Below are 26,761 nucleotides of genomic sequence, written 5' to 3'. Positions count from 1 at the left end.
TGATGACGAAGGACTGAGCCCCAAATACTCAGCCTGCTTGCTACAGTGGCTCCACCAACTCCGCACGAGCACCCAGGAAGTGGGCCACGGTGGCAGACATCAATCCGGAGGAATCCGAGCGGGACCGCAGCAAGGCGGCCGCAGCAGCCAATGAGCACTCCGGGTACAGCGTGGAGGGGGACACCCCGCCCGCCGAGGGACTTGGCGTGGGACCCACCAACAACGAGGTGGACCGCGAGCGCCCCGGCGAGGGCGCCGTGGGCAAGATTGTCCTGATCGGCCTGGCCGTGGTGGTGGCGCTGTTCATCGTCCTGGCCGTCATCGGGCGCGTCATCGGGTTCTTCTAGACCCGCCCCGCCCCAGGCCCGCGGCCACGGCTGACGAGCCCCTCCGTGCGCCATAGGGTGGGAGCATGACTCGGATCACCAGCTTCACACGACAGGGACTCACGTTCGACGTTCTCGACCAGGGCCCGTAGGACGGTCCCGTGGTCCTGCTGCTGCACGGCTTCCCGCAGGACGCCCGTTGCTGGGAGCACGTCGCCGAGCGGCTGAACGCCCAGGGGCTGCGCACCCTCGCCATGGACCAGCGTGGATACTCACCGGGCGCCCGGCCCACCGAGCTGGCCGCGTACCGCCGCGAGGAGCTCTCCGGGGACGCGCTGGCTCTCGCGGACGAAGCCGGCGCCGAGCGGTTCCACCTGGTCGGCCACGACTGGGGCGGGGTGCTCGCGTGGGACATTGCCCTGCGCGCCCCGGAGCGGGTGACGTCCCTGACCGTGCTCTCGACGCCGCACCCCACCGCCCTGGGTCACGCCCTGAAGACCGCGGACCAGCTCAAGAAGTCCTGGTACATCGGCATGTTCCAGATCCCCGGCGCACCGGAGCGGCTGCTCGCGGGAAGAATCGGCACGATCGCCCGCAAGCAGGGGATCAGCGAGGACGCCGCGTCCCGCTACGGACAGCGGTTCTCCACCGCCGAGGACCTGCGCGGACCCATCAACTGGTACCGCGCGATGTTCCGCAAGGACGGCGTGACGGTCACACATGCCGGCAACGGCATCATCACGGTGCCCACCACGTTCGTGTGGGGCAACCGGGATCCCGCCCTGGGCCGCACGGCCGCGGAGGAGACCGAGGTGTACGTGCACGCGCCGTACGAGTTCATCGAGCTCGACGCCGGGCACTGGCTTCCCGAGCGCGAGGCCGGCCGGGTGGCGGACGCCATCGCGGACCGGATCTCCTCCGTCACGGCCAGCTGAGACCGGCCAGCCGCCTCGGTCCTCGGTCTCAGGAGACCGAGGAGCCCAGCACCTCCAGCACGGCGTCCCCGTACTCCGCGAGCTTCTTGGCGCCCACCCCGCTGATGCCGCTGAGCTGAGCGGTTGACTCCGGGGCGGCCTCCACGATCCCCACCAGCGTGGCGTCCGAGAACACCATGTAGGGCGGGATCTGCTTCTCCTTGGCCACGGAGGTCCGCCACTCGCGCAGGGCCTCGAAGGTCTCCTTGGCGGCCTCGTCCAGCGTGTCCGCGGCGCGTGAGCGCCCGCCGCCACCGCCACCGCGAGCCCGGCCGCCGCCACGCGCGGCGGGGGCCCGGTCCACCGCGAGTTCCAGGGCAATCTCCCCGCGCAGCACGGGCCCGGCCTCCGGTCCGGGGACCAGCACGCCGAAGTCGCCCACGGCCTCAACGATCCGGCGCGCCAGCAGCTGCCGCAGCACGGACCGCCACTCCCGCTCGGACAGCTCCTGGCCGATCCCCCACACGCTGAGCTCCTGGTGACGGGAGGACTCCGTGCGGTCGTTCGAGCGACCGAGCAGGATGTCGAACACTTTGCCGGAGCCGAACTGCTCACCGCGTTCACGCTGCAGCCGGATGAGCGTGGACAGCAGCTTCTGGGCGGGCACGGTGGCATCCCAGACCTTGGGCGGGTTCAGGCACGTGTCGCAGTTCCCGCAGGCCTCCGAGTCCTGCCCGAAGTACCGCAGCAGCTGCACGCGGCGACAGTCCGTGGTCTCGCACAGCGCGAGCATGGCGTCCAGGTGCGAGCGGGCGTTGCGCTTGTGCAGGTCGCTGCCCTCGCCCTGGTCGATCATTCGCCGCAGGTTCACCACGTCCCCCAGGCCGTACGCCATCCATGCTGTGGAGGGCATGCCGTCGCGGCCCGCGCGACCGGTCTCCTGGTAATACCCCTCGATGCTCTTGGGCAGGTCCAGGTGAGCCACAAAGCGCACGTCCGGCTTGTCGATCCCCATGCCGAACGCGATCGTGGCGACGACGACGATCCCCTCCTCCCGCAGGAACCGCACCTGGGTGTCCTGGCGCATCGCGGCGTCGAGCCCCGCGTGGTACGGCAGGGCGGTGACCCCGCGCTTCGAGAGCCAGGCCGCAGTGGACTCCACGCTCTTGCGGGAGAGGCAGTAGACGATGCCGGCCTCCCCCGGGTGCTCCGACTGGATCAGCCGCAGCAGCTGGTCCTTGGCGCCGTCCTTGGGCTCGATCCGATACTGGATGTTGGGGCGGTCGAAATTGGAGACGAAGTGCCGCGCATTCTCCATGCGCAGCCGCTCGGTGATCTCCTGGTGGGTGGCCCGCGTGGCGGTCGCGGTGAGCGCGATGCGGGGAACGTCCGGGAAGGCGTCCGCGAGCACGGAGAGTCCCATGTAGTCGGGGCGGAAGTCGTGGCCCCACTGGGAGACGCAGTGCGCCTCGTCGATCGCGAACAGGGCAACCGGCGAGCGCTTCAACAGGTCGATGGTGCGCGGCAGGATGAGCCGCTCGGGAGCCAGGTAGAGCAGGTCGATCTCCCCGGCACCGAGCTGCCGTTCGACCTCCTGTGCCTCGTAGGGCTCCAGCGTGGAGTTGAGGAATGCCGCGCGGATGCCCACGGCCTCGAGCGCGGCCACCTGGTCCGCCATGAGCGCGATCAGCGGGGAGACCACCACGCCCGTGCCCTCCCGCAGGATCGCGGGGATCTGATAGCACAGGGACTTGCCGCCGCCGGTGGGCATGAGCACCACGGCGTCCCCGCCGCCGACCACCTGGTCGATGATCTCCGCCTGCTCACCCCGGAAGGCGTCGTAGCCGAAGACCTCCCGCAGGACAGCAAGGGACTCGGTTTCGGTGCTCGTGGAGGTCATGCCCCCAGGGTAGGCGGTGCGGCCACTGCGGGCCCGGGCTGTGGAGGGGACCTCAGCCAACCATGGTCACAGGGCCGAAGTTGGCTCTGAGGGTGTTGCCATTGACCAGCACCGAGTGATCCACGAAGAAGTACCCCGTGGAGGAGAGATTGTCATTGCTCTCGAACCCGAATGAGGGCAGGCACGTGGTCCCGTCCTGCGCCGTGACCCCGCCGGTGTAGACGGTGGTGTAGGCGTAGTAGGTCACCCCGTTGAAGTACTTGTTCGACTTGCTGGAGTCCCGCGAGAGCCTGCTCCAGCCGTTGAATCCCGGGCCGTTCTGTGCCGAGAACGTGAGAGAGCTGTAGTAGGGCAGGTAGTACGTCACGGCAGCGTTGGAAATCTGAGTGGAAGAGTTCGTGTTCAGCACGCAGAACCCCCGGCCCGGCACATTGGACTTCGGAGTCGTGGAGAACAGCTTGAAGCTCTGGTAGTTGTCCACCCGCTCGGTGTACCAGGTCAAATTCCACGTGGCGCGCCCCCATGGGTCGAGCTGCGGCGTGGGCGAGGCGGCCATTGCGGGGGCGGCAGTCGCTACAGCCACCACGGGGATACTCCAAGCAGCTCCTTTCGCCAGCTGCCGGCGATCAATGCTTACGCTGCCCATGGTGGTCCTCCGTGTCACCGCCGTTCATGTAGAAACATGGATTTTCTCATACATATGTATCTTATATTGGTGTTTTCCCATGTCAGATGCATCTCTGTCAGGGATTCAGCGCACCCCACCTTTCCCATCATGTGAACCCGTGGAAAGCCCCCCCCAACGCGCCCCTCAGCCGCCCTCGCTGCACATGCGACAGCCCGGCGTTAGACTCGCCGGGTACGTCACCACGATCCGCACCCGCGGAGGAACGAGGCTCACGTGCGCCAGGAGGCAGCCGGCTTCCACGCCGGCACCAGACAGCGCTGACCCGCGCGGCCGTCGTCTGCGGACGACCGGGCCGCGCCCTTCGCCACGCCCGAAAACCTCACCGCGTCCCCGCCCCGCCGCCGGACCGTGCCCGGCGTCCTCACGCTCCCGTACGACGACGCCGCCGCGCCTCCCCGCCCCGCGCCCGGGTGCGTGCCCCACGCAACGCCCGCGAGCGCCGTCGTGCGCGCAGTGACGCACCAGAACGAAAGCCAAGAATCATGCATACGCATACAGAATCCGAAATCCGCAAGAGCTTCATCAACTGCTCCAAAGGTGCTGCCCAGCGCATCAGCATCCCCCAGGACGTGCTGCACACCGCGTGGGAGCAGCAGATCTTCCTGGGGTGGTACGACCCCAAGTCGCCGCGCGCCGGCTACGTGGTGGTGGAGACCGAGGGCGGCCTGCGCGGGCTCGTCATGGAGAAGAGCGCGCAGAAGGCGACGGGTGGGGCGAGGATGTGCCAGATCTGCCTGACCCTGCACCCGGCCAGCGGAGTGTCGCTCGTGTCCATCCAGCGCTCCAAGTCCGCGAAGGACAAGTACAGCTCCGTGGGCACATACGTGTGCTCCAACCTGGCGTGCAGCGACTACACGCTGGGGCGGCGCAAGCCCGAGGGCGTGCGCCAGATGGAGGAGACCATGAGTGCCGAGGAACGCGCCGAGCGCACGCTCGAGAACATGCGCGGTCTCGTGCAGCGCGTGGCGGAGGCCATGGGGAAGTAGCTGGTCAGCTGTTGAAGGGCTTGGAGAAGATCGGGACCATGATGTCGCTGAAGTTCTCCTCGTCCGTCATCTCCCGGCGGAACTTCTGGCCAGGGTGCTTCAGCGCGAACTGACGACGCCGCCCGGCCCAGAGGGTCTCCGAGGCCAGGTACTGCCCCAGCATGCCACCCATGCACAGGCAGAACGCGGTGATCGCGGCCTTGAGGACGGACTCGCCGGCGTCCTCGAGGCCGAAGATGGTGCCCAGCACCCCCTGGTAGACGAGCATGCCCGGGAACAGGGGAAGCAGCACGATCATCAGGGTGGCGTTGGATGCGAGGTCCAGGGTGCGCGTGAGGGCCACGCTGAGCGCCCCCGCGACGATCGAGGAGACCAGGATGGCGCTGTAGGAGCTCATCCCGAGCGCACCCACGCCCAGCACACCCAGCTGCACCATGCCGCCGAACAGCCCGAGGGCCGCGAGCTTCCAGCCGCGGCCACCGGAGGCCAGCGCGAAACCGGCGGAGACCACCGCGGCACCCAGCACGGTCAGCGCCCAGCGGGAGTCGTCCATCTCCAGGGTCTCGATGTAGTCCATCGAGTCCCCCACGAGCGGCTGCATGGCGTGGATGCCCACCGTGACACCGGCCACCAGACCCGCCGTGCTCGTGACGGCCTCGAGGATCCGGCCCGAGGCCGAGACGTACCAACCGGTGATCACGTCGTGCACCGCCCCGTACGCCGCGATCCCGGCGAGCCATGCCGCGAGCGCGGCGACGATGCACACCGCCGTCTGAGTGATGGAGAAGAACATCCCGCACACGGTGGCCCCCATGACCGCCACCAGGCCACCGGCGGCCAGGCTGAAGATCTCTGGGGCCTTCACGTGCTGCACCAGGGCGTACACGCCGTACACCACGGCTGAGACCGCGGCGGCGCTGATGGCCGTCCCCCAGCTGCCGCCGAGGATCAGCGCGAAGCCCACCCCGAACATCGTGAAACCGGTCATGATCAGCTTGTGGCCGATGACCCGCGACTTCGCCATGATCTCGTCCATGCGACGGCTCGCCTCATCGGCATCCAGCCGGCCCAGCACGAAGTCCTCCAGGACCGCACCCGTTGCACTGCGCAGCTCGATGTCCAGCGTTCCGGGCTGGGTCTCGAACACCCGCGTGCTCGGCGCCTTGTCCGGCTGGTCCTGGTGGCTGATGGTCACCTGCCCCAGGGAGACACTGACGGTCACGTCCCGCAGGTCTGTCTTGCGGAAGATCGACAGCAGCGACTTGGTGGTGTTCGCGGACCCCGCCCCGCTACGGATCAGGGCGTCTGCGATCTGGAAGGCGAGTTTGTAAGCGGCCTGTTCAGTGGTGAGCACTGGCCAAGCGTAGTGGGGCGCCGCAGTTACCGGCGAGGCGAGGAGGGGGCAGTCTGGTGGGAGGTTGGCCACACGGGACAGACCACTGCACGCCGCCTTTTACATGCAGACGCATTGACTGCCTGCGTACACTGACCTTGTGGAACCCAAGGAGACAAAATTTTCCCTAAACATCGGCGATGTCGTTACCCGCAAGGAAATCAGCGCTCGGTACGGGGGTGACACCCAAAGCGGCATGGTGACCCCCGCAGGCGGTCGCTTCATTTTCCTCTTCTCAGACCCAAAGGTAGTTCACTATCACGGTTACAATTTCGATGGCTGGGTAACCCCGGACCAAACCGCGTTCGATTATACCGGCCACGGAACCTCCGGCGACCAGCAGTTCATTCGCCGGAACGAGGTGTTGCGGACCTCGATGGCAGACAATAGGGAGGTCCATCTTTTCATTGCCGAAGGATTCGTCCCTGGAACTCAGCGGCGCACTCATCGCTACGAAGGAAAGTTCGAGACCCACCCCGATCATGGGTGGCGTTATGAGTTCGCACCGGTTGGCAATGGCGCGCATCGCAAAGTAATTGTCTTTACGCTTGAACGGGTAGGAGATTTCACGGCCTCTGTCCCCATCGCAGTGGCCCCTCCGGCATCTCCGCCCGCCCCGGAACTGCGAGTACAAGAGGTCGCCGCGGAGCAGACAAAGGCTGTTCTCGTCCATCGCGCCGAGACTGCAGCCATGAGCGTTACGCGTAGCGAGCGACAGATCGAAGATCGACTTCGTGAAAAACTTCGCCTTGAACTTCGCCTGTCCATCAAGCCCGCAAATTCACCTTCTACCTTGTACACGGACGTGTGGGATCCCGCCGAACGAGAACTTTATGAAGTAAAAAGTTCTTCCTCGCGCCAAAATATTAGAATGGCGATCGGCCAACTTTTGGATTACAGCCGCTACATCGACGGTCCAGAATTCAAGTGCGTTGTTGTCATCCCTGAGTACCCCGGTGAGGACCTCATCGATTTTGTTCTGCGCAACACCATGGACCTCATTTACTGGGATGCTAATGGTGAACAGATCCGGCGATACAGCCAATGAGGTCAGGTCTTATTTGGAAGTCTATCAATTGCACCCCCGGACAAGTTTTAGAACCCTTCCAGCGCCATGTTCGCAAACCTCGAGTAGTGCCCCTGGAAGGCCACCACGATGGTCTTAGTGGGGCCGTTGCGGTGCTTCGCCACGATCACGTCCGCCTCGCCGGCACGCGGGGACTCCTTGTCGTACACATCCTCACGGTGCAGGAGGATGACCATGTCCGCGTCCTGCTCGATCGAGTTGTGCACCGTCACACCGTTGGCAATGAAGTTGTGCGAACCCACCACGGTGGCGTCGAAAACCTCTTCCTCGCCGTCATGCGTGATGGACAGGATGCGGTCCCAGTAGAGGTCGTTCATGGCGATCATGTCGAGCTCGTGGGTGTCGAGGGCCTCGACGAGCTGACCCACACGAGTCGGCCGTTCCAGCACCGCAGTGTCCGAAGTCAGCGCTGGAACACCCCGGCTCTTCACGATTCGGCGGACGTCGTCCCACACGTTGACGGGTTCGTCTGACGCGCCAGCCCCTGCCGTCCGCTCGTTCTTGACCATGCGGAGGCGAGCCCGCAGCTGACCGGCCGCCCGGGCACAGTGGCCGTCCACGGGGATCTGCTCGAGGAACATGAGCTGATCCTCGAACTCCTCGATGCGCAGATCTGCGCCCCTGCCGAAATCGTGCACGGTCCCCACGATGCCGAACCTCAGCAGCAGCCGGGCGACCTGGTCGGCGACGCCCCGGGTCAGTCCGTCGATGAAGACCTCACCGACGTGGTCGTTGACTCGCTCCCCACCGGTGACCGTGCCCGACGCAGACCACGCCGCGCTCAAGAGGTCACGAATCTGTTGTTTCGGAAGTGTGAAGATCTCGGCGGACAGAGACGTTGAGGTGGTGAGCGACGCGCCCAGCAGGGACACGGCGTCGTCGTCCCACTGCGTCTCCTGCTCCGGCGCACACACGTGCCGCGGGATGCCCAGTCGTTCTCCAGCCGTGAGATCTCCCAGCGCCGTCCAACCGTCGTAGGTGTAGAACTTGTGGTTGGCCGTGGCCCGGACCTCGCGGCCGGATGCGAGCCGGAGCTTGTACACCGGTTTGGTGCCTGTGGAGAAGACGTGCGTCATGGGCCGCTTGACGTACCGGAGGTCATCCGCAAGCGCCCACACGGGCACGTCCTTCTCGCCGGCGTCGAAGAGCTCACGCATGGTCGTCTCTGCGCCGGTGTCCGCCCGCAGGATGCGAGTGTCACCGGTGAGGCAGCCCGATTCACGCAGGTCACTCACCTGCGGCTTCTTGTCCTGGCGCTGCTCCGCTCCACGGTTCAGCTGGGACAGCGCCACCACGGGCACGTCCAGCTCCTTGGCGAGCAGCTTGAGCGCACGGGAGAACTCGGAGACCTCCTGCTGGCGGGACTCCACCTTCTTGCCGGAGCTCATGAGCTGCAGGTAGTCCAGGATCACCAGGTTGAGGTCGTGCTTCTGCTTGAGCCGGCGGCACTTGGCGCGGATCTCCATGAGCGACATGTTCGGGGAGTCGTCGATGAACAGGGGTGCCTCGTTCATCTTGCCCATGATCTGCGCGATCTTGGCCCACTGGTCGTCGTGCAGGGTGCCCGCGCGCAGGTCCTGCATGTTGAGGGTTCCCTCCGCGGAGAGCAGTCGCATGGCGATCTCGTTGCGGCTCATCTCCAGGGAGAAGATCACCGAGGTCATGCCGTGCTTGATGGAGGCCGAGCGCGCGACGTCCAGCGCGAGCGTGGACTTGCCCATGGCCGGACGGGCCGCGATCACGATCATCTGCCCGCCCTGGAAGCCGTGCGTCAGCTCGTCCAGCTCGTGGAACCCTGTGGGCACACCCTGCATGCCCGAGCGGCTGCCCGCGGCCTCGATCTCGTCCACGGTGGCTTCCATGACGTCCTTCAGCGGGACGTAGTCCTCCGCCGTGCGCCGCTCCGCCACCTGGTAGATCTCGCCCTGGGCCTCGTTGACGATGTCGTCCACTTCGCCGTCGTGCGCGTAGCCCAGCTGCACGATCTTGGTGCCGGCCTCCACGAGCCGCCGCAGCACCGCGCGTTCCCGCACGATCTCCGCGTAGAAGCCCGCGTTCGCCGCAGTGGGCACGGAGGCGATGAGCGAGTGCAGGTAGGCGATCCCGCCGATCCGCTCGATCTCACCGTTCTTGGTGAGCTCGTCCCCCACGGTGATCGCGTCCGCCGGCTCGCCGCGCCCGTAGAGGGACACCACGGCGTCGTAGATGTTCTCGTGCGCCGGATTGTAGAAGTCGACGCCGCGCAGCACCTCCACCACGTCCGCGATGGCGTCCTTGGAGAGCATCATCCCGCCCAGCACCGACTGCTCGGCCTGGTTGTCGTGCGGCATGGTGCGGCCGTAGTCCTCGCGCGGCCCGGACGTGTATTCGGACACCCTGTCTCACTTTCTTCACGACGGCGGCGCCCGTCCTCCGCGGCGCACCCCACCATTCTCGCACCGCCCTCAGACCCGCACAGCGCGTGCTCCCGCGCTGTCCACGGCCTGTGGAAAACACTGTGGGAAACGTGTGGAACACGCCGCTCGGCCGTGTGCACAGCATGTGGAGATCTCTGTGGACAAGCAGGCTCAGCTGTGGATGAATCAGCTGATGAGCACCAGGGACATGAGCCACAGCAGGGGGGAGCACAGCAGCGCCAGCAGGAGCACCAGCACGAACCTGCCGCGCAGCCGGGGGAACGCCACGATCCCGGCGACCCCGATGATCCCGGCCACCAGGGAAGTGACGGCACTCAGGATCAGCCCCGCCAGAAGCACCCCCATGGAGAACTCCGGGCTGAAGGAGTTGCCCACCAGGAACCCGCCGAAGAAGAGGACCACGGTCAGGGCCACACATCCCAGCCCGGCCCAGAACAGCCTGCGGCCCGTGCTCACCGTGTACACACTCCTGGAGATCATGACCTCGATCCTCCCACGAACCGCTCCGGAGAGGCTGGATGCCTCCGGGCATGGAAGAACCCCGTGGAGGGCATTCCACGGGGTTCTCACGGATCCTGCGCGGATCCACCGGGGTCCACCCGTCCGCGCCCCTTGACGGATGCGGACGGGCTCGCCGAGCACCGGGGTGCTGCGGCGGGACCACGGGGATCAGGCGGGGACGACCTCGAACTCCACGTTCGCGTTGACGTCCTCGTGCAGGTGGACCACGGCCTGGTACACGCCGGTGGTCTTGATGCGCTGGGTCAGGTCCACGCGACGCTTGTCGATGGAACCGAGACCGGCGTTCTCCACAGCGGAGGCGATGTCGCCGGCGCGGACCGTGCCGAACAGGCGGCCCTCGGCACCGGCCGTGACCGGAACGGTCAGGGTGGTGGAGGTCAGCTTGGCGGCGAGAGCCTGCGCGTCCTCGAGGGAGGACAGCTCACGTGCCGCACGAGCCTGCTTGATCGACTCGATCTGCTTCTCGGCGCCACGGCTCCACGGGGTGGCGAAGCCGCGGGGGAACAGGAAGTTACGGGCGTAGCCGTTCTTCACGTCCACCACGTCGCCAGCGGAACCGAGCCCGGAGACTTCCTGGGTCAGGATGATCTTTGCCATGAGTTCTCAGTCCTCTCTGATCAGCGGCCGGCGCCGGAGTAGGGCAGCAGTGCCACTTCACGAGCGTTCTTGATCGCCTGGGCGATCTTGCGCTGCTCCTGGACGGACACGCCGGTCACGCGGCGAGCGCGGATCTTTCCGCGATCGGAGATGAACTTGCGCAGCAGTGCGACGTCCTTGTAGTCGATCTCGGTGACGTCAGCCGCCTTGAGCGGGTTCTGCTTTGGTTTCGGCTTGCGAATTTCAGCCTTGGCCATCGTGGTGCTCCTTTTCTGGTGCGGAGCCCGCAGGCGAACCTGCGGGATGGGGTGGATTGTTGATGTTTAGAAGGGGGGCTCGTCCTCGGAGTCGGCGCCCCAGTCGTAGTTCCCGCCGGAGGACTGACCCCAGGGGTCACCGCCCTGCTGCGGTCGCTGCTGGCCGCCACGGCCGCCCTGGTTCCCGTTGAACCCGCCGCCCTGGTTGAAACCACCGCCGCCGCCCTGGGAGTCGTTGAACCCTCCCTGGCCGCCGCCCTGGTTTCCTCCGAAGCCGCCCTGACCGCCACCGAAGCCCTGGTTCCCGCCGTAGGAGTTTCCTCCGCCGCGCGAGTTCCGGTTGATCTTGGCGGTCGCGTACTTCATGGAGGGGCCGATCTCGTCCACTTCCAGCTCGGTGCTGGTGCGGCGCTCCCCTTCCTTGGTCTCGTACGAGCGTGCCTTGAGGCGGCCCTGGACGATCACGCGGGTGCCCTTGGTGAGGGACTCCGCCACGTTCTCGGCTGCCTCACGCCACACCGAGCAGCGCATGAAAAGAGTTTCCTGGTCTTTCCACTCGTTGCTCTGCCGGTCGAAGGCGCGCGGGGTGGACGCAACGGTGAAGTTGGCCACGGCGGCTCCGGACGGCGTGAAGCGAAGTTCGGGGTCTGCGGTCAGATTTCCGATCACTGTGATGACGGTGTCGCCAGCCATGTGAACCTCCGGATGTGTGGACGCTGGATGCGAGACTCAGTGGGTTGACAAGCATCTCATGGAGCCCGTGAGGGCTGCCGGGGAGAGTGCGGTGTGCAGTCCGGGTGAACCGCACGTCAGCTCACTTGCCGTGGATCTTCTGCTCTTCCGGGCGGATGATCTTGGTGCGCATCACGGCCTCGTTCAGGCTCAGGACACGGTCCAGCTCCTTGGCGGTCTGCGGCTCGGCGGTGAAGTTCACCACGGCGTAGATCCCCTCGGACTTCTTCTGGATCTCGTAGGCCAGGCGACGACGGCCCCAGATGTCGAGCTTGTCGACGGTGCCGTTCTCCTTGGTGACGACCTCGAGGAACTTCTTGAGGGTCGGCTCGACGGCACGCTCCTCCACCTCGGGGTTGAGGATGACCATCAGTTCGTATTCACGCATGTAAAGAACCCACCTCCTTCGGGCTGAGCGGCTGCGGTCCTTCCGCAGCAGGAGGTTCTGTGCGTTGTCGGTGCCGGCACGAGAAACGGCGCACGGCACACAGACTTGCCCACTTTACTACAGCGGAGCCTCAGTAGCCACTGACGCGCCGGGCCAGCCGGGCGTTGAGAGTGCCCACCCGCACCGGGATCACGAAGATGTCCACGAGCAGCAGCAGCCACAGGGGAATCAGCAGGAACCATCCGATGATGATGCCCACGGTGGCCCACCCCGCCACCCCGAGGGTGAGGTAGATCAGGCCCTGGAACGGTTGGGCCAGGTAGAACTTGTGGATCCCGAACTGGCCCAGGAAGAACCACAGCACGTACGCGAGCAGCGTGGACTTGCCACCCACCACGTTCACGTTGACCGTAGGGCCTCCCCAGGAGGCGCCGGCGGTGTTGCCGTACGGCGAGCCCGGACCGGCCCCGCCCCGCGGCGGCATGGGCTGCGCGCGGTAGTACTCCGGTTCCTCGGCCATGGTGGCTCCCCTGTCCTCGTGCTGCACTGCGGTGTCTCGGCTGTCTCCAGTCTAGGAGGGCCGAGGGCCCGCCTGGGCGTGGGTCAGCGGGGAGCGCAACCGGACGTCGGTGTCCAGGTGCTCCCCGGTGGTGCGGGCCGTCACCTCGATCTCGAAGGACACCGTCTCCACCATCTGCCGCCCGTTCTGCAGCCACGTGACCCGGGCCTGCGCCTGCCGGAAGGGCACCGCGTGGAAGGTGAGGGGATCCCGCGCGTCGGGCTCCAGCAGCAGCGCGGGACGCGAGGTGAGCTGCCAGCGCACGTTGGAGACCCCGTCCGCCAGACCGCTCGTCCCGGTCGGTGCGCCACCCCCGGACGACGGCGCCCGCTCGGCCTTCCGGGGCACGGGACAGGTGGCCGCGTCGAAACGCACCACGCTGCCGCACATGCTGAGGGTGTTCTGCACCTCGCGCTCTACCTCCTCCCACATGCGTGGCGAGGCCTCGTAGGTCATGCCCGCCTCGGCCGGACGCGGATCCGCAAGAGATATCTCCGTGACGGCATGCTTCCCGGCCAGCAGGTACGAGTCCTGCGGCAGGGCGACGTCGTACTGACCGGGGAGGCCCTCGAAGCGCCAGGTGCGGGCGGGACCGCCAGGAGGGGCGTCCGGGTCCGACCCGATCGCGGTGCCCTCGGGGCGGACCTTCTGCCCGTTGACGGCCAGCGCGTCCACGGCGGCGGGCAGGCGGACGGTCACGGGCGCGTGCTCGCGCTCGCGCAGCTGCCAGGCGTCGTTGAACGGCCCCCACGCCGTCACGAGGTGCACGGTGTAGGCGCGCCGGACCACGGAGCCGTCCCCCAGGCCCACGTCCACAGTGACCACCGCCGTGTCCCCGGTGACCCGGGTGCCCACGAACTCGTGGCGCTGCGGGCGGTTGCCCGCGGCTCGGTACGCGGGGTTGGTGAGCACCTGGTCGAGCCCGTCGTCCTCCGTGGTCAGCAGCGGCGCCATGACCTGCCGGGAGCTGCCGCCCTCCAGGTGGCTCAGGTAGGTGTCCACGGGGGACTCCGGGTCCCGAGCCACCAGGAACCAGTTCGCGGCGGAGGTCCACACCGTGACGATGCCGACCACGAGGGCGAGGACCACCACGAGCGGCACGGCCAGGGCGCGCAGGGTGGGCAGCGCCAGGTTCTCGAGGGCCTCGGGTTCGTGTCTGCTCATGGGTTCCGCGGCGGGCTACTGCACGGCGGAGGCGCCCAGGGCCGCCGCCTTGCGGCCCCGGAACATGTCCACCACCACGGCCACCACCAGGTACACGAGGAACGCGTAGCGCACCACGGCCAGCAGGTCCTGGGCGCTCCACCCGAACTCCTGCACCCAGGGCAGGGTGGGCCACGCCGAGCTGGGAAGCACCACGGTGGCCCAGTAGAGGGTCTCCACCACCTGCCACAGCGCGAACTCCACCCAGTTGCGCCGGCACAGGATCACGAGCGGCACGAGCCACAGCACGTAGGTCAGGGAGTACTCCTTGGCCAGCAGGATGTAGAGCGCCAGCAGCAGGAACGTCACCTGCACCACGGAGGGTTCACGCTTGCTCAGCAGTGCCACGAGCAGGACGAACACCAGGGCCAGCACCATGCTCAGCAGGACGAACTGGCCACCGTCCCCGGCGCCCAGGGAGACTCCGGTGCGAGGCTCCACGGTGGAGCCCCACACGTTCCACAGGGAGGAGCTGCCCGTGTCGGAGCGGACCATCTCGTTGAACTGCGCGAGCCACCGGTCCCAAGCCGTGAGCATGTACGTGCCGTTGATCACCGCCCACGCGAACACGGCCCACAGCAGCGCGGAGACGATGTCCTTCAGGAACCGGTGCCGGGCGGCCATGATCAGGATGGCCAGCAGCACCACCACCGGGAAGAAGGCCACGGACGCGCCGAAACCCACCATGATCCCGGCCACAGCGGGGTTGCCGCGCACGTACCCCAGGACGGCCAGCATCATGAAGAGCACGGCCCACAGGTCCCAGGACTGGAAGCCCACCAGCACCACCACGGGGGACAGCGCCATGACCAGCGCATCCGTGCTGCGGTTGCCGCTCAACGACGACACCACGGCCACGATCGCCAGCCACACCAGGGCCAGCAGCACCACCGAGAGGTCCAGGTAGAAGCCCTGCCCCACGTCCAGGCCCATCAGGGAGGACAGGTTGGAGGCGAACCACCCGATGATCGTGGTGATCATGCCCACCAGCACGGGCTGGTCCCCCGTGGGGCCGCCCGTGAAGAAACCTCCGGCCACGTCCGAGGAGTGCACCCCCAGATCGCCCGCGTCGATCACGGTGGCGCACAGCTGCGGGACCTGCTCCGCGACGTTCCACTCCGGCACGTGGCACGGGATGCGGATGAGGTAGGCCATCATCACCGTGTACAGCCCCACGCCCAGCAGCATCAGGCCGGCACTTGCTCCGGACCTGTTGCGCGCACCTTCGAGGCTCATGCGGGGTCTCCTAGGACGTGGGTGGGAAATCGATCACCAGTGTTCCACGCGGGTGCGCGTTCTCGGGCGTCATGTCACTCTGCGGCGCGCAGTGCCGGGCGACACCTGCCCGGTGGAGCGGCGCACGGCACCGAGTCCGTGGAACGGCGCGCGGCACCGGGCCTGTGGCGCGGCCCCAGCGCCGGACCACACCGGGGTGGCGCAGTGCCCCGCCCCTCGGCACGACGCCGCCGCTCAGCTCAGGAGCCCCCGATGCCCTTCTCACGGGCCCACCGCAGCAGCCGCTCCCGCGCCTCGTCCTCCCCGAGCGCCCCCTCGTCCAGGCGCAGCTCCAGGAGGTACTTGTAGGCCCGCCCCACCTGGGGTCCCGGCGGGATGCCCAGGATCTCCATGATCTGCTGCCCGTCCAGCTCGGGGCGCACGGCGTCGAGCTGCTCCTGCTCCGCCAGCTGCGCGATGCGCCGCTCGAGCTCGTCGTAGTGCCCGGCCAGCCGGGCGGCCTTGCGCCGGTTCCGGGTGGTCACGTCCGAGCGGGTCAGCCGGTGCAGCCGCTCGAGCTCGCTCCCCGCGTCCCGCACGTAGCGGCGCACCGCGGAGTCGGTCCAGTCCGCCTCCCCATATCCGTAGAAACGCATATGCAGTTCCACCAGGCGGGTGACCCGTTTGATCGTCTCGTTGTCGAAGCGCAGCGCCTTCATCCGCTTGCGTGTGAGCTTGGCGCCCACCACCTCGTGGTGGCGGAAGCTGACCGCCCCGGACGGCTCAAAGCGCCGGGTGGCGGGCTTGCCCACGTCGTGCATCAGCGCGGCGAAGCGCAGCGCGAAGTCCGGGGCGGGAACGGGGCCCGCCGGGTCCGTCTCCTTCTCTGCGGCCTGTTCCATGACCGTGAGGGAATGCTGGTAGACGTCCTTGTGGTGGTGGGCCTCGTCCGTCTCGAGCTGCAGCGCCGGCACCTCGGGCAGCACGATCTGCGCGAGACCGGTGTCCACCATGAGTTCCACGCCGCGCCGCGGGTGGGCGCCGCAGATCAGCTTGACCAGCTCCTCGCGCACGCGCTCCGCGGAGACGATCTCGATCCGCTGGGCCATGGCGGTCATGGCTTCCCGCACCGGTTCCGCCACCGTCAGACCCAGCTGGGACGTGAAGCGGGCGGCGCGCATCATGCGGAGGGGATCGTCCGTGAAGGAGTCCTCCGGGGTTCCGGGGGTGCGCAGGACACCCGCGTGCAGGTCCTTGATGCCCCCGAAGGGATCCACGAGCTCCATGTCCGACAGCCGCAGCGCCATGGCGTTGACCGTGAAGTCACGGCGGCGCAGATCCTCCGTGAGGTCGTCCCCGAACGCCACGGTGGGCTTGCGCGAGTCGGGGTCGTAGGCCTCAGCACGGTAGGTGGTGATCTCCAGCTGCATGCCCGCCTTGCGCATCCCGATGGTCCCGAAGTCCCGTCCGATCTCCCAGTGGGCGTCCGCCCAGTCACGGATGACGGCCAGGGTCTGATCGGGATCCGCGTCCGTGGTGAAGTCCAGGTCCAGGGCCTCCCGCCCCAGGAGCAGATCGCGGACGGGACCGCCCACGAGGGACAGGTCGTGCCCGGAGGCGGCGAAGAGCCGACCCAGTTCGAGGGAGACGGGATGGAGGGAGGAGGTGTCCAGCAGCTGCGTCATGATGCGAGCCATTATCGCATCACGGCCCCGAGCGGCCTCGCCGGCCGCCGCCACCGAACCGGGGCGGGGTCGCGCCACGGCTCCTCGACTGCCCTGCCGGGGCTGCGGCGGGGGCCTCCGGCGGCCGTCAGGGAGTGCCAGGTGATTGTGGCTAAGGTAGACGGCATGGCTTTCCCCGTACCCAGCGCGCCCAAGAGGCGACCGAACCAACCGGTCTCCGCGCTGCCCACGGTGGAAGAGGTCTCGGCCGGTGGGATCGTGGTCAACCTGTCCGACCCCACGCATCCGGTGGCCATCATCGCTCGCATCAACCGCGGTGGGCGCCTGGAGTGGTGCCTCCCCAAGGGGCATCCCGAGGGTGAGGAGACCAACCAGGAAGCCGCCGTGCGGGAGATCGAGGAGGAAACCGGGATCAGGGGCCGGGTGCTCTCCCCGCTGGGCAGCATCGACTACTGGTTCACCGTCTCCGGGCACCGTGTGCACAAGACCGTCCACCACTTCCTGCTGGAGGCCACCGGCGGATTTCTGACCACCGAGAACGATCCCGACCACGAGGCCGTGGACGTGGCGTGGGCGGGCATCGACGACCTCGGGCGCAAGCTGTCCTTCCCCAACGAGCGGCGCATTGCCGACATCGCCCGGGAATACATCATCCACCAGTTGTAAGGTGTCCCGTTCGACCCGTGCCGCGCCGCGGACGGTCCCACCCTTCGTGCAGGAGGCCTTGTTCCATGCAGAGCTCCGGGGCGCGCGCCAGCGCCATCATGGCCTCCGGGACCCTGGTGTCCCGGATCCTGGGTTTCGTCAAGACCTTCCTGATCACGGTGGCCATCGGCTCCGCCGCCACCATGGCGGACGTGTTCCAGCTGGCCAACACCCTGCCCAACCTGATCTACGTGCTGATCGCCGGCGGCGTGTTCAACGCGGTTTTGGTGCCGCAGATCATCAAGGCGTCCAAGTCCGAGGACGAGGGCGCTGACTACATCTCGCGGCTGCTGACGCTCGCCGTGATCGCCCTGCTGGTGATCACCGCCGCCGTGCTGCTGTGCGTGGGGCCCATCATGCGGCTCATGGGCCCCGGCTGGTCCCAGGAGCAGCTGGCCATGGGCACCATGTTCGCGGTGATCACGTTCCCCCAGATCTTCTTCTACGGGCTCTACACCGTGGTGGGCCAGGTGCTCAACGCCAAGGGCGCGTTCGGGGCCTACATGTGGGCGCCCGTGCTGAACAACGTCATCGCGATCGCCTCGCTGCTGGTGTTCATCTACCTGTTCGGCCCGTTCCGCACCACCCCGCACACGCTGGAGAACTGGACGTCGGGGCAGACGTTCTGGCTCGTGGGAATGTCCACGGTGGGCGTGGCCGCCCAGGCCTTCATCCTGTTCTGGCCGCTCGCCCGCCTGGGTCTGCGCATCCGCCCGCGCTTCGGGTGGCGCGGGATCGGGCTGTCCGCCGCGGGTCGGCTGGGCGGCTGGACCCTGGCCACCGGCGTGATCGCCAACCTCGCCTTCATGGCCCTGTACCGCACGGCGGCCATTCCCACCGGAGCGCGCTCCGACGTTCCCGCCGGCCCGGGCGGTCCCGCCCCGATCGCGGGCACGGCCGTGCTGGACCAGGCCACGATGCTCTACGCCCTGCCCCACGGGGTGATCGGGCTGTCCATCGCCACCGTGCTGTTCAACCGGATGGCGGCCGCCGCCGCGGAGCACGACCGCGAGTCCCTGGTGTCCTCCCTCTCCTCGAGCCTGCGCGTCACGGGCGTGGCCACGGTGTTCTGCATGGTGGCCCTGATCGTCTACGCCGGACCGCTGGGCATGCTGTTCTCCGGCGGTGTCCCCGCGGCGGGCGCCGTGATCGGACAGGTCATCACCGTGATCGCGATCGGCGCACCGTTCATGTCCACGGCGTTCATGCTGGGCCGCGCGTTCTACGCCCAGGAGGACGCCCGCACGCCGTTCATGGTGCAGCTCGCGGTGTCCGTGTTCACGGTGGTCGGCGCCGTGGTCATCGCCCACTCCGTCCCGCCCGAGCAGATGGTGTTCGCCGTGGCCGGGTGCTACGCCCTGCAGAACATCCTGGCCACGGTCATCTACCACTACGCGCTCAAGCGGCGGATCGGCGACTACGGCCTGTCCCGCATCGTGGGCTCGCACGCCCGGATCTTGGCGGCCTCCCTCGTTGCGGGGCTCGTCGGCGTGGCGGCCCTGTGGCTCATGGGCGGCTACAGCACGGACGGCTTCCCGTGGCACCGGCAGGTCACGGCGCTGGTCACCATCGCGGTCGGAGGCATCGCCATGGCCGTGGGCTACGCGGTGGCCCTGAAGGTCTTCCGGGTGCAGGAGTTCGCGTCCCTCGTGGCCCCGCTGAAGGCCAAGCTCGGCCGGTAGACTGCCGGAAAGTTCGTTCTCGCGTCCGTGCGACCGCCGCGGCGCCCGAATCAGAGGGAGCCACCGTGTCCCAGCCCATCGCGCTCGGAACCGTCCTGGGCGGCCGCTACAAGGTCAGCGCGTCGCTGCTGAGCACCGCCGACCACGACCACGTGCTCCAGGGCGAGGACCAGATCCTGCGCCGTCGGGTGTCCATCCTGGTTCCCGCGCCCGCGCACGAGTCCACCGTGGTGGAGAACGCCCGTTCCCTCGCGGCCGGCTCCGGGCACAGCGGCTTCCAGGTCCTGGACATGGGCCAGACCGAGGACGCCACCTACCTGGTCACGTCCTACGCACCCGCCACGGACCTGCTGGACGCGCTGCTGTTCGCGGACCAGCACTCGGACGACTACTCCCTCTCCGACGACATCTTCGGGGATGCGCGCACCGCGTCCTCCGCGTCCTACATCTACGAGGAGCCGGATCCCACCCAGCCGCAGCGCAGCGTCGCACCCCGCACGGGGGAGCCCCAGGACGAGGAGCCCGCCGTCACGCGCTGGAGCGCCTCGGACTACGACGACTACTCCTCGGCGCCGCCCGCACCGTCCGTGCGCAACAGGCTCGGCCTCGCGCGCAAGGTCCGCCCGGGTGCCGTGCGCTCCACCATGTTCGACCGCGCGGCCTCCCGCGGCGGCTCCGGTGGTGCCACGGTGGCCGCCGGCGCCATCGACCCCACGTACGACGGCGACAACCGCTACGAGAGCTTCGAGCGCACCGAGGGCAAGCCGGACCGCCTGGACGAGCGCCACGGCGGCTCACGCGCCGTCCCGTCCGGCGACGCCGCCGGGTCCCCTGACGCGCCCGGACCCCTCGACGACGCCGCTCCGGCCGCCGCATCCCGGGACCGCGCCGAGGGAGCCACCGCAGGTTCCACCGCGCGGACCGACGAGAGGACCGCGGGGCGGGCCACGGGGCGGACCACCGCGGGAACGGCCGATGAGAGCACCGGTGAGACCGCCGGTGCGGGAGCTGCCGTCGCGGGCACCGCTGGTGTCGGGGCCACTCTCGGAGGAGCTGCGGGGGCAGACGCCGCCCTCGGAGGAGCCGCGGAGGCGGGTGCTGCGGATCAGCGGAGCGGGCAGGGGCTTGATCCGGAGCCGGACCCTGCAGGCTCGGACACCGCGTCTTCACCCACCAGCACGGCCACGGTCGGTGCGGCCGCCACGGGCACGGGCGCCGGGGGCGCACCGGGCACCGACGGCTCCACCGCGGAGGACTCCCGCAAGGGGCCGTTGCGCTGGCTCCTGCTGCTCCTGCTGGCCATTGTGCTGATTGCCGCCATTGTCCTGGGGTTCCGGGGACTCGGAACCCTGACGAGCCAGTTCACCAGTGAGGGAGCACCGGAGCAGACCGCGGCTCCGGCGGATCCCAGCGGCTCTCCCGCCGCGACGGCCGCACCCAGCGCCGCGGCGGCGCCGGACGTGGCCTCCGCCTCCCGGCTGACCTCCGATCCGAACTTCATGGCGGACACGGACGCCACCCTGAACCAGGCCACGGACGGCGATCCCGCCACCTACTGGCTCAGCTACGGGTTCTCCAGCGCGCAGTTCGGCAACCTTGCGGACAGCGTGGGTCTCGCGGTGCAGCTGAAGGAACCCGCAACGGCCCAGGAGCTGACCATCCAGCAGGCGGACGGCTCCGGTGGCCAGTTCACCGTCTACGTCTCGGACCAGCCCTCTCTCGAGGGCGCCCAGGAGGTGGGCAAGGGCTCCTTCACCGGCCCCGAGGTCACCGTTCCGCTCGCGGACGCCGCCCGCAGCACGCCCCACCAGTACGTGCTGGTCCAGTGGACCGAGCTGCCCCAGCTGAGCAACCCCATTGGCGGATACCCCTTCGGTCTGCGGATCGGAGAGGTGGACGTCCGCTGACCCCACGGGGTCCGGGTGGTCCCCACGGTGGGCCCACGGGGCTGTCCAGGCCCCGGGAACCCGCGGTGCGGCGTCGTCGTCCCCCGTGCGGCGCGACCAGCCCAGGACGCCCCACAGGGTGGAATATCTGAGCGTGCTCCCCACGTTCTGACGTGTAGTCGACCTCCGCGAACGCGGTGACCCAGGGAAAGGCTTCGAAGCAGTGAGCAACCAGCCCGGCATCTTCTCCAGCGCCGTGAACATCGGCGTGGGCGGCGCCGCCCAGCCGTCCACCGCCCCGGCCGCGGCCCCGGGTGACGACGCCGTCCACGACGTCGTCATCGTGGGCTCCGGCCCCGCGGGGTACACCGCCGCGATCTACACGGCACGGGCCAACCTCAAGCCCGTGGTGCTGGCGGGCTCCGTGACCGCCGGCGGCGAACTCATGAACACCACCGAGGTGGAGAACTACCCCGGGTTCGTGGACGGCATCATGGGCCCCGAGCTCATGGACAGCATGCAGCAGCAGGCGGAACGCTTCGGCGCGGACATCCGCTTCGAGGACGTCGTCTCGGTGGAGCTGGACGGTGAGGTCAAGACCGTGACCATCGAGGACGGCACGGTCCTGCGGGCGCGCGCCGTGATCATCTCCACGGGCTCCGCCTACCGCAAGCTGGGGCTCGAGGACGAGGAGCGGCTGTCCGGACACGGTGTCTCCTGGTGCGCCACGTGCGACGGCTTCTTCTTCAAGGGGCAGAACATCGCCGTGGTGGGCGGTGGTGACTCCGCGATCGAGGAGGCCACCTTCCTCACCAAGTTCGCGGACAAGGTCACGCTGATCCACCGCCGGGACGAGTTCCGTGCCTCGGACATCATGAAGCAGCGCGCGTTCGACGACCCCAAGATCGAGATCCTGTGGAACACCAGGGTCACGGGCATCAACGGTGCGGACAAGGTGGAGTCCCTCGCCCTGGAGGACACGGTCACCGGCGAGGCCTCGGAACTCGCGGTCACCGGGCTGTTCGTGGCCATCGGCTCGGACCCGCGCGTGGATCTCGTGCGGGACCAGCTGGAGCTCACGGTGGACAGCACGATCGCCGTGGACGGCCGCTCCTCCACCACCTCGCTGCCCGGTGTCTTCGCTGCGGGCGACGTGGTGGACCCCACCTACCGCCAGGCCATCACGGCCGCGGGCTCGGGCTGCGTGGCCGCCGTGGATGTAGAGCACTACCTGGCGGCGCTGGACAGCTGAGCCGGCGGGGGCCGCGTGCACCCCCTGGTCGCTGACCCCACTCCTCCGCCCGGACCCGTCCCCGCGGAACCCTCCGGACATAACCGTCCGGGCGACACCGACGAAAGGAACCAGACATGAGCTCAGCCAAGGACGTCACCGACGCCACCTTCCAGACCGAGGTCCTCGAGAACTCCAAGCCCACCATCGTGGACTTCTGGGCGGAGTGGTGCGGCCCCTGCCGCCAGCTCGGCCCCGTCCTGGACGCCCTGGCCGCCGAGTACGCCGACCAGGTGGACGTGGTCAAGGTCAACGTGGACGACAACCCCGCGATCGCCTCCCAGTACGGCATCACCTCCATCCCCGCGGTGTACCTCTTCGCCGACGGCGAGGTGGCCAAGACCTCCGTGGGCGCCAAGCCCAAGTCCGCGCTGGAGAAGGAGTTCGGGGAGTACCTCACCCCCTCCGCGTGAGACCACCCGCCCGGGTCAGCGCACCGCCGGTGCGCGGGCCCGGGTTTTCTCTGACATCATTCACCCCAGACCAGAAGCCCGCACGAGCGGGACGACCAACAGCAGGGAGGCCCACGTGCCGCAACCCACCGCAGGAGCACCGCTTCGCCACGGCGTGTCCGATCGACGGGTCCTGGGGCTCAGGGAAAGGCTGCTGCGCGCCGGCGCGCAGGACACCAAGCTGGCGCCCGACACCGCCCGCGATCCCTCGGTCTTCGACGGTCACGTGGACCGGGCGGTGAGGGGTTTCCAGCAGCGCAAGGGCCTCATCGTGGACGGTGTGGTGGGGCCGGACACCGAGGCGGCGCTCAACGATGCGCAGTACTCCCTGGGAGACCGGCCGCTGTTCCTGCAGGAGGAGCGGCCGCTGCACGGTGACGACGTGGAAGAGCTGCAAACCAACCTGTCCCTGTTGGGTTTCTACTACGGACACCTGGACGGGACGTTCACGCGCCAGACCGAGTACGCGGTCAAGGAGCTGCAGAGCAGCCTCGGGACCGAGGTCGACGGCGTCGTGGACCGGGAGACGCTCACGGGACTGGCCCGCGTGAGCAAGAAGATCACCACCGCCAAGGCCTTCTCCCTGCGCGACCACCGGCGGCTGGAGTCGCTGCACGAGGCGCTTCGCGGACGGGAGGTCGTTCTGGTCCCTTCCGCCGCGGGCTCCGCCACAGCACCCGATGCCGCACCCCCCGAGTTCACCACGGCCCAGGAAGAGATCACGATGGACGTGGCGGTCCGCGCCTACGACCTGCTGCGCAACGTGGGGGCCGTGCCCGTGCTGGTGGATCCCTCCTCCTGCGGGGGCTCCTCGCCCCAGGAAGAGCCAAAGCACCCACGCACGGAGCACGCTCCTGCCGTCACACCATGGGACCAAGAGTCCGAGAGCACTTCTTCCTCCCCGGGACCGAGCTCAGGGAACCGCGCGGCGGACGGTCGTGTGAGCGTCCGGACGCAGCAGGAGGCCCTGGCAGCGCACCCCCAGGCTGTGGTGCTGTGCTTGCAGTGCGACTGGAACCGCTCCCCACATGCTCAGGGCGTCGCCACGTTCTACTGGGGCGACCCCGCCACCGGACAGTCCTACGCACCCATCGGCCACAAGGCCTCGGACATGATCCTCCGGGAACTGGTGGCTCGAACCGGAGCCCTGGACCTGGGCAGCCACGCCCGGCAGTGGAGCACGCTGCGCAGCGCAGGGGCAGCCACCGCCTGGGTGGACCTGGGCTATCTCTCCAGCCCCGTGGAGCGGGAGCAGCTGCGCACCGAGTCCTACCGGTCTCGTCTGGCCGAATCACTGCTGTGCGGGCTCCAGCGCGTCACGGCTCCCGCGCCGGAGCCGACCGCCACGGGCACCATGAGCCTCGCGGACATCGAAGCCTACTACCGGGTGAACCCCCGTACTGAGGTGCACAGCGACCCCTCGGTCTGAGCGATGTGCCCTGCGTCTGTGCCCCTCTCTGCCCGGGGTGCGTGCGCTGCCGGTAAAGCTTGCGGACATAGAAGGCCCCGATGTTTCACGTGAAACATCGGGGCCTTCTGTGTCCTCGGAATGCCTCGAGGGTCCTTCTGGCGGTCAGTTCTCCGAATCGAGCTTGGGGTCCAGCACGTCGATGATGCGGTTCAGGTCCTCCACCGACGCGAACTCGATGGTCATTTTGCCCTTACGAGCGCCCAGCTGAATTTTCACGCTGGTGTCGAGCTTGTCCGAGAAGGCATCAGCGATGTAGCCCAGACGGTCGTCGTGTCGGGTGCTCGGCGCCTTGCGCCTGGTGGACTGGCGCTTGAGGCCGTCGGAGAGCGCCACCGCTTCCTCCGTCGCCCGCACGGACAGACCTTCCGCCACAATGCGCTGAGCCAGACGTTCCATCTCCGCGGGATCCGTCAACGCCAGCAGAGCGCGAGCGTGACCGGAACTCAGTACACCGGCGGCCACACGTCGCTGCACCAGCGCAGGAAGACGCAGCAGTCGCAGCGTGTTGGAGATCTGCGGGCGGGACCGCCCGATGCGCTCCGACAGCTGCTCCTGAGTGGCACCGAACTCTTCCATCAGCTGCTGGTACGCGGCCGCCTCCTCCAGGGGATTCAGCTGGGCGCGGTGCAGGTTCTCCAGCAGTGCATCACGGAGCAGGTCGTTGTCCGCCGTTTCCCGGACGATCGCGGGGATGGTGCTCATCCCGGCAGCCTGAACCGCCCGCCAACGGCGCTCACCCATGACCAGCTCATAAGCTTCCGGGCCACCGTCGCGGCTGGGTCGCACGACGATGGGCTGGAGAACGCCAAGTTCCTTCACCGAGAAGGCGAGCTCCGCCAGCTCGTCCTCGTCGAACACCTGCCGTGGCTGCTTGCGGTTGGGGTGGATGTCCGTTACCGCCAACTCGGCGAAGGTAGCACCCGGAACGGCTCGCAGGTCGCCGCCGTCACCCTTTAATTCGGTGATGCCTGCACCATCCGTGGGCACACCTGCGCTTGAATCGGGCGCAGTCTCCGGAGAGCTCTCGACCGGCACGGACGTGTCTTCGTCTCGAGTCCGCGCGCCGTCCACCGTGAGATCTTCTCCCATGTTCTGTGACCCCGTGGGGTCAGAGCCCTTGGTCGCGGATGTTTCACGTGAAACATCGCTCGCCCCGGTGGAACTGACCTGCTTTGAAGCCAGATCGCTGCGCGTTTTCTGATCGTCCGCAGGAGACGCGGTGGGCCCGTGCGCCAGGGAGGAATTGCGCCCGGAATCCGGCGTGGATGTCTCCGAGACATGCGACGCGCCTTCGGGGCGCGTTGCTTGTAGCGTGTCCCCGTCACCGTCCGGCGTCACCCGCGACGTGCCCACAGGGCTGGAAGGGGCATCGGAGAAGGAATCTGGATCGGACGGCAGAAAGAACATGTCCACGGGCCGGCTCACATTCGTTGTGCTTCGCAGTGCCTGCCCCATGTCACGACGGCGTTGAGCTGCTCGACCTGTCGAATCCTTGGAACGACCGCCCGGCCGGGACGCGCCTGCACTGGATGTTTCACGTGAAACATCGAAGTCCCGATCGCTGTCCTTTCGGACTGAGCTCTCATGCCTCGCGGAGTCCTGCGTGGTTGACGCCGCGCGTGCCCTGGGCGTGGCGGATTGCTCGACATCAGCATGTGCGCCTGGCCCTTCGGAGCTGACCGCATTCTTCCGCTCGCTCCCCGTGCCGACGGCTGCGGCGCCGGAACCGGCACCGGCACCGGCACCACCATTGGAGGACTTCCTGGCCCCCACGGTCTTTGCGCCGTCCGAGGACGCCTTGCCGGCCGTCGTCCTCGTGTTCTTGTCCATCTCCTCGGCCCCCGCAGCACTGCGCGCCTCCACTGCCGTGGCCTTCGTGGACTTCTTGGCTCCAGACCCGGCCTTCTTAACCGCGTCAGTCCCGGAAGAATGAGAGGTCGCCTTGTCGCTTGTCGTCGTTCGCTTCGATGAAGGCGCGCCCTTGCCTGCCGTTCCGGTTGTTGGCGCCTTGCCGGTCGAGGCCGCGTTCTTCGAGTTCCCGGATGTCTTGGATGCCTCTGCGCCGCCGACCGAGCCGGTTCGCTGACGTCGTTGACCGCTTTCCGGCTTACTGGGCTCATCGGTGGCCTCGTTCTGGCTCCCCGCAGCTTTGCGTTGAGTCTCCGGTTCTCCACTGGGGATGAGGGCACCAAGACCTCGCCCAAGACCCCGACGTCGTTCGACCACGTTCATGTCCTTTCACCGATGATGTGCTGCCCATCGTAGTCGTGGTGGGGTTCGCCCCTCGCGTTGTCGGAAGCATTCCCCGACATGTCCTGGGGCGTCCCGAGTCAATCAGGGAGTCGCTCGGCACCCCCACTGCGAATAGCACGATGCCCCGATGTTTCACGTGAAACATCGGGGCA

Annotated in this window: 25 protein-coding genes; 11 read left to right on the top strand and 14 right to left on the bottom strand. The window is 68.0% G+C overall.

Annotated elements, in window-relative coordinates; genetic code table 11:
- The first annotated feature begins 89 nt into the window (after positions 1 to 89).
- Positions 90 to 347, top strand: coding sequence for a DUF6480 family protein (locus tag HMPREF2833_RS07820; protein WP_039100644.1), 258 nt, complete (start codon positions 90 to 92; stop codon positions 345 to 347).
- A gap of 140 nt (positions 348 to 487) precedes the next feature.
- Complete coding sequence (locus HMPREF2833_RS07815; RefSeq protein WP_308302109.1) at positions 488 to 1,261, top strand: alpha/beta fold hydrolase; 774 nt, start codon at positions 488 to 490, stop codon at positions 1,259 to 1,261.
- A gap of 28 nt (positions 1,262 to 1,289) precedes the next feature.
- On the opposite strand, the gene recQ is transcribed toward HMPREF2833_RS07815, so the two are convergent.
- Both recQ and HMPREF2833_RS07805 read right to left on the bottom strand, forming a co-directional pair.
- On the bottom strand, positions 1,290 to 3,140 hold the full coding sequence (gene recQ, locus HMPREF2833_RS07810; RefSeq protein WP_070637283.1) for a DNA helicase RecQ: 1,851 nt from the start codon (positions 3,138 to 3,140) through the stop codon (positions 1,290 to 1,292).
- A gap of 52 nt (positions 3,141 to 3,192) precedes the next feature.
- Entirely contained in the window at positions 3,193 to 3,723 is a 531-nt protein-coding gene (locus HMPREF2833_RS07805) for a hypothetical protein (RefSeq protein ID WP_141756168.1), read from the bottom strand.
- Positions 3,724 to 4,310: 587 nt separating this feature from the next.
- On the opposite strand from HMPREF2833_RS07805, the gene HMPREF2833_RS07800 reads away from it, so the two are divergent.
- On the top strand, positions 4,311 to 4,814 hold the full coding sequence (locus HMPREF2833_RS07800; protein WP_039102102.1) for an FBP domain-containing protein: 504 nt from the start codon (positions 4,311 to 4,313) through the stop codon (positions 4,812 to 4,814).
- A 4-nt stretch (positions 4,815 to 4,818) separates the two neighbouring features.
- On the opposite strand, the gene HMPREF2833_RS07795 is transcribed toward HMPREF2833_RS07800, so the two are convergent.
- Positions 4,819 to 6,168 carry a threonine/serine exporter family protein gene (locus HMPREF2833_RS07795; protein ID WP_019310402.1) on the bottom strand — a complete coding sequence of 450 codons (1,350 nt, stop codon included), beginning with the start codon at positions 6,166 to 6,168 and terminating at the stop codon, positions 4,819 to 4,821.
- A gap of 139 nt (positions 6,169 to 6,307) precedes the next feature.
- Here HMPREF2833_RS07795 and HMPREF2833_RS12380 point away from each other — a divergent pair, with 139 nt between their 5' ends.
- Positions 6,308 to 7,255, top strand: a complete 948-nt coding sequence (locus HMPREF2833_RS12380) for an SRA domain-containing endonuclease (protein WP_141564922.1) — start codon at positions 6,308 to 6,310, stop codon at positions 7,253 to 7,255.
- 47 nt (positions 7,256 to 7,302) lie between these two features.
- On the opposite strand, the gene dnaB is transcribed toward HMPREF2833_RS12380, so the two are convergent.
- The 10 genes from dnaB to HMPREF2833_RS07745 all read right to left on the bottom strand — a co-directional run bounded on the left by dnaB (position 7,303) and on the right by HMPREF2833_RS07745 (position 16,881).
- A complete protein-coding gene (gene dnaB / locus HMPREF2833_RS07790) occupies positions 7,303 to 9,669 on the bottom strand; it encodes a replicative DNA helicase (protein ID WP_070637281.1) in 2,367 nt (788 codons plus the stop codon).
- Between the two features lie 207 nt (positions 9,670 to 9,876).
- Positions 9,877 to 10,191 (bottom strand): hypothetical protein, encoded by a 315-nt coding sequence (locus HMPREF2833_RS07785; RefSeq protein WP_059281286.1) that lies wholly within the window; start codon positions 10,189 to 10,191, stop codon positions 9,877 to 9,879.
- A gap of 189 nt (positions 10,192 to 10,380) precedes the next feature.
- The gene (gene rplI, locus HMPREF2833_RS07780; protein ID WP_012399404.1) at positions 10,381 to 10,830 is read right to left on the bottom strand and encodes a 50S ribosomal protein L9; all 450 of its coding nucleotides are present in this window, start codon (positions 10,828 to 10,830) and stop codon (positions 10,381 to 10,383) included.
- A gap of 20 nt (positions 10,831 to 10,850) precedes the next feature.
- The gene (gene rpsR / locus HMPREF2833_RS07775; protein ID WP_012399405.1) at positions 10,851 to 11,087 is read right to left on the bottom strand and encodes a 30S ribosomal protein S18; all 237 of its coding nucleotides are present in this window, start codon (positions 11,085 to 11,087) and stop codon (positions 10,851 to 10,853) included.
- 66 nt (positions 11,088 to 11,153) lie between these two features.
- Complete coding sequence (locus tag HMPREF2833_RS07770; RefSeq protein WP_059281287.1) at positions 11,154 to 11,780, bottom strand: single-stranded DNA-binding protein; 627 nt, start codon at positions 11,778 to 11,780, stop codon at positions 11,154 to 11,156.
- Between the two features lie 121 nt (positions 11,781 to 11,901).
- Positions 11,902 to 12,207 (bottom strand): 30S ribosomal protein S6, encoded by a 306-nt coding sequence (gene rpsF, locus HMPREF2833_RS07765; protein ID WP_012399407.1) that lies wholly within the window; start codon positions 12,205 to 12,207, stop codon positions 11,902 to 11,904.
- Positions 12,208 to 12,337: 130 nt separating this feature from the next.
- Complete coding sequence (locus HMPREF2833_RS07760; RefSeq protein ID WP_039102103.1) at positions 12,338 to 12,727, bottom strand: TM2 domain-containing protein; 390 nt, start codon at positions 12,725 to 12,727, stop codon at positions 12,338 to 12,340.
- Between the two features lie 51 nt (positions 12,728 to 12,778).
- Positions 12,779 to 13,930, bottom strand: coding sequence for a hypothetical protein (locus HMPREF2833_RS07755; RefSeq protein WP_019310408.1), 1,152 nt, complete (start codon positions 13,928 to 13,930; stop codon positions 12,779 to 12,781).
- A 15-nt stretch (positions 13,931 to 13,945) separates the two neighbouring features.
- On the bottom strand, positions 13,946 to 15,205 hold the full coding sequence (locus HMPREF2833_RS07750; RefSeq protein WP_059281288.1) for a glycosyltransferase 87 family protein: 1,260 nt from the start codon (positions 15,203 to 15,205) through the stop codon (positions 13,946 to 13,948).
- A 239-nt stretch (positions 15,206 to 15,444) separates the two neighbouring features.
- A complete protein-coding gene (locus HMPREF2833_RS07745) occupies positions 15,445 to 16,881 on the bottom strand; it encodes a CCA tRNA nucleotidyltransferase (protein ID WP_059281289.1) in 1,437 nt (478 codons plus the stop codon).
- Between the two features lie 153 nt (positions 16,882 to 17,034).
- Between HMPREF2833_RS07745 and HMPREF2833_RS07740 the strand changes: the two genes are divergently transcribed.
- From HMPREF2833_RS07740 to HMPREF2833_RS07715, 6 genes are all read left to right on the top strand, one after another.
- On the top strand, positions 17,035 to 17,535 hold the full coding sequence (locus HMPREF2833_RS07740) for an NUDIX hydrolase (protein ID WP_029603333.1): 501 nt from the start codon (positions 17,035 to 17,037) through the stop codon (positions 17,533 to 17,535).
- A 65-nt stretch (positions 17,536 to 17,600) separates the two neighbouring features.
- Positions 17,601 to 19,256 (top strand): murein biosynthesis integral membrane protein MurJ, encoded by a 1,656-nt coding sequence (gene murJ, locus HMPREF2833_RS07735; protein WP_070637279.1) that lies wholly within the window; start codon positions 17,601 to 17,603, stop codon positions 19,254 to 19,256.
- A 65-nt stretch (positions 19,257 to 19,321) separates the two neighbouring features.
- On the top strand, positions 19,322 to 21,163 hold the full coding sequence (locus HMPREF2833_RS07730) for a hypothetical protein (protein WP_059281290.1): 1,842 nt from the start codon (positions 19,322 to 19,324) through the stop codon (positions 21,161 to 21,163).
- 247 nt (positions 21,164 to 21,410) lie between these two features.
- A complete protein-coding gene (gene trxB, locus HMPREF2833_RS07725; RefSeq protein ID WP_059281318.1) occupies positions 21,411 to 22,394 on the top strand; it encodes a thioredoxin-disulfide reductase in 984 nt (327 codons plus the stop codon).
- A 116-nt stretch (positions 22,395 to 22,510) separates the two neighbouring features.
- A complete protein-coding gene (gene trxA, locus HMPREF2833_RS07720) occupies positions 22,511 to 22,846 on the top strand; it encodes a thioredoxin (RefSeq protein ID WP_059281291.1) in 336 nt (111 codons plus the stop codon).
- Positions 22,847 to 23,000: 154 nt separating this feature from the next.
- Positions 23,001 to 24,314 (top strand): N-acetylmuramoyl-L-alanine amidase, encoded by a 1,314-nt coding sequence (locus HMPREF2833_RS07715; protein WP_070637277.1) that lies wholly within the window; start codon positions 23,001 to 23,003, stop codon positions 24,312 to 24,314.
- A gap of 144 nt (positions 24,315 to 24,458) precedes the next feature.
- Here the strand turns inward: HMPREF2833_RS07715 and HMPREF2833_RS12710 are convergent, their stop codons facing one another.
- On the bottom strand, positions 24,459 to 25,763 hold the full coding sequence (locus HMPREF2833_RS12710; protein WP_237708748.1) for a ParB/RepB/Spo0J family partition protein: 1,305 nt from the start codon (positions 25,761 to 25,763) through the stop codon (positions 24,459 to 24,461).
- Positions 25,764 to 26,298: 535 nt separating this feature from the next.
- Here HMPREF2833_RS12710 and HMPREF2833_RS12505 point away from each other — a divergent pair.
- A complete protein-coding gene (locus HMPREF2833_RS12505) occupies positions 26,299 to 26,442 on the top strand; it encodes a hypothetical protein (protein ID WP_019310419.1) in 144 nt (47 codons plus the stop codon).
- The last annotated feature ends 319 nt before the right edge of the window (positions 26,443 to 26,761 follow it).

The organism is Kocuria sp. HMSC066H03, assembly GCF_001812045.1.
Taxonomy (GTDB): Bacteria; Actinomycetota; Actinomycetes; order Actinomycetales; family Micrococcaceae; genus Kocuria; species Kocuria rhizophila.
Note: the sequence above shows the minus strand (reverse complement) of the source record. Positions and strands in the feature narration are given on the sequence as shown.

Bases quoted from the DNA above. Each gene is read 5' to 3' on its own strand.
- rpsR (WP_012399405.1), bottom strand. From the start codon at position 11,087: ATGGCCAAGGCTGAAATTCGCAAGCCGAAACCAAAGCAGAACCCGCTC.
- murJ (WP_070637279.1), top strand. From the start codon at position 17,601: ATGCAGAGCTCCGGGGCGCGCGCCAGCGCCATCATGGCCTCCGGGACC.
- trxA (WP_059281291.1), top strand. From the start codon at position 22,511: ATGAGCTCAGCCAAGGACGTCACCGACGCCACCTTCCAGACCGAGGTC.
- HMPREF2833_RS07750 (WP_059281288.1), bottom strand. From the start codon at position 15,205: ATGAGCCTCGAAGGTGCGCGCAACAGGTCCGGAGCAAGTGCCGGCCTG.
- HMPREF2833_RS07770 (WP_059281287.1), bottom strand. From the start codon at position 11,780: ATGGCTGGCGACACCGTCATCACAGTGATCGGAAATCTGACCGCAGAC.
- HMPREF2833_RS07800 (WP_039102102.1), top strand. From the start codon at position 4,311: ATGCATACGCATACAGAATCCGAAATCCGCAAGAGCTTCATCAACTGC.
- rplI (WP_012399404.1), bottom strand. From the start codon at position 10,830: ATGGCAAAGATCATCCTGACCCAGGAAGTCTCCGGGCTCGGTTCCGCT.
- HMPREF2833_RS07745 (WP_059281289.1), bottom strand. From the start codon at position 16,881: ATGGCTCGCATCATGACGCAGCTGCTGGACACCTCCTCCCTCCATCCC.
- HMPREF2833_RS07785 (WP_059281286.1), bottom strand. From the start codon at position 10,191: ATGATCTCCAGGAGTGTGTACACGGTGAGCACGGGCCGCAGGCTGTTC.
- HMPREF2833_RS12710 (WP_237708748.1), bottom strand. From the start codon at position 25,763: ATGTTCTTTCTGCCGTCCGATCCAGATTCCTTCTCCGATGCCCCTTCC.
- rpsF (WP_012399407.1), bottom strand. From the start codon at position 12,207: ATGCGTGAATACGAACTGATGGTCATCCTCAACCCCGAGGTGGAGGAG.
- recQ (WP_070637283.1), bottom strand. From the start codon at position 3,140: ATGACCTCCACGAGCACCGAAACCGAGTCCCTTGCTGTCCTGCGGGAG.
- HMPREF2833_RS07740 (WP_029603333.1), top strand. From the start codon at position 17,035: ATGGCTTTCCCCGTACCCAGCGCGCCCAAGAGGCGACCGAACCAACCG.
- HMPREF2833_RS07760 (WP_039102103.1), bottom strand. From the start codon at position 12,727: ATGGCCGAGGAACCGGAGTACTACCGCGCGCAGCCCATGCCGCCGCGG.
- HMPREF2833_RS07755 (WP_019310408.1), bottom strand. From the start codon at position 13,930: ATGAGCAGACACGAACCCGAGGCCCTCGAGAACCTGGCGCTGCCCACC.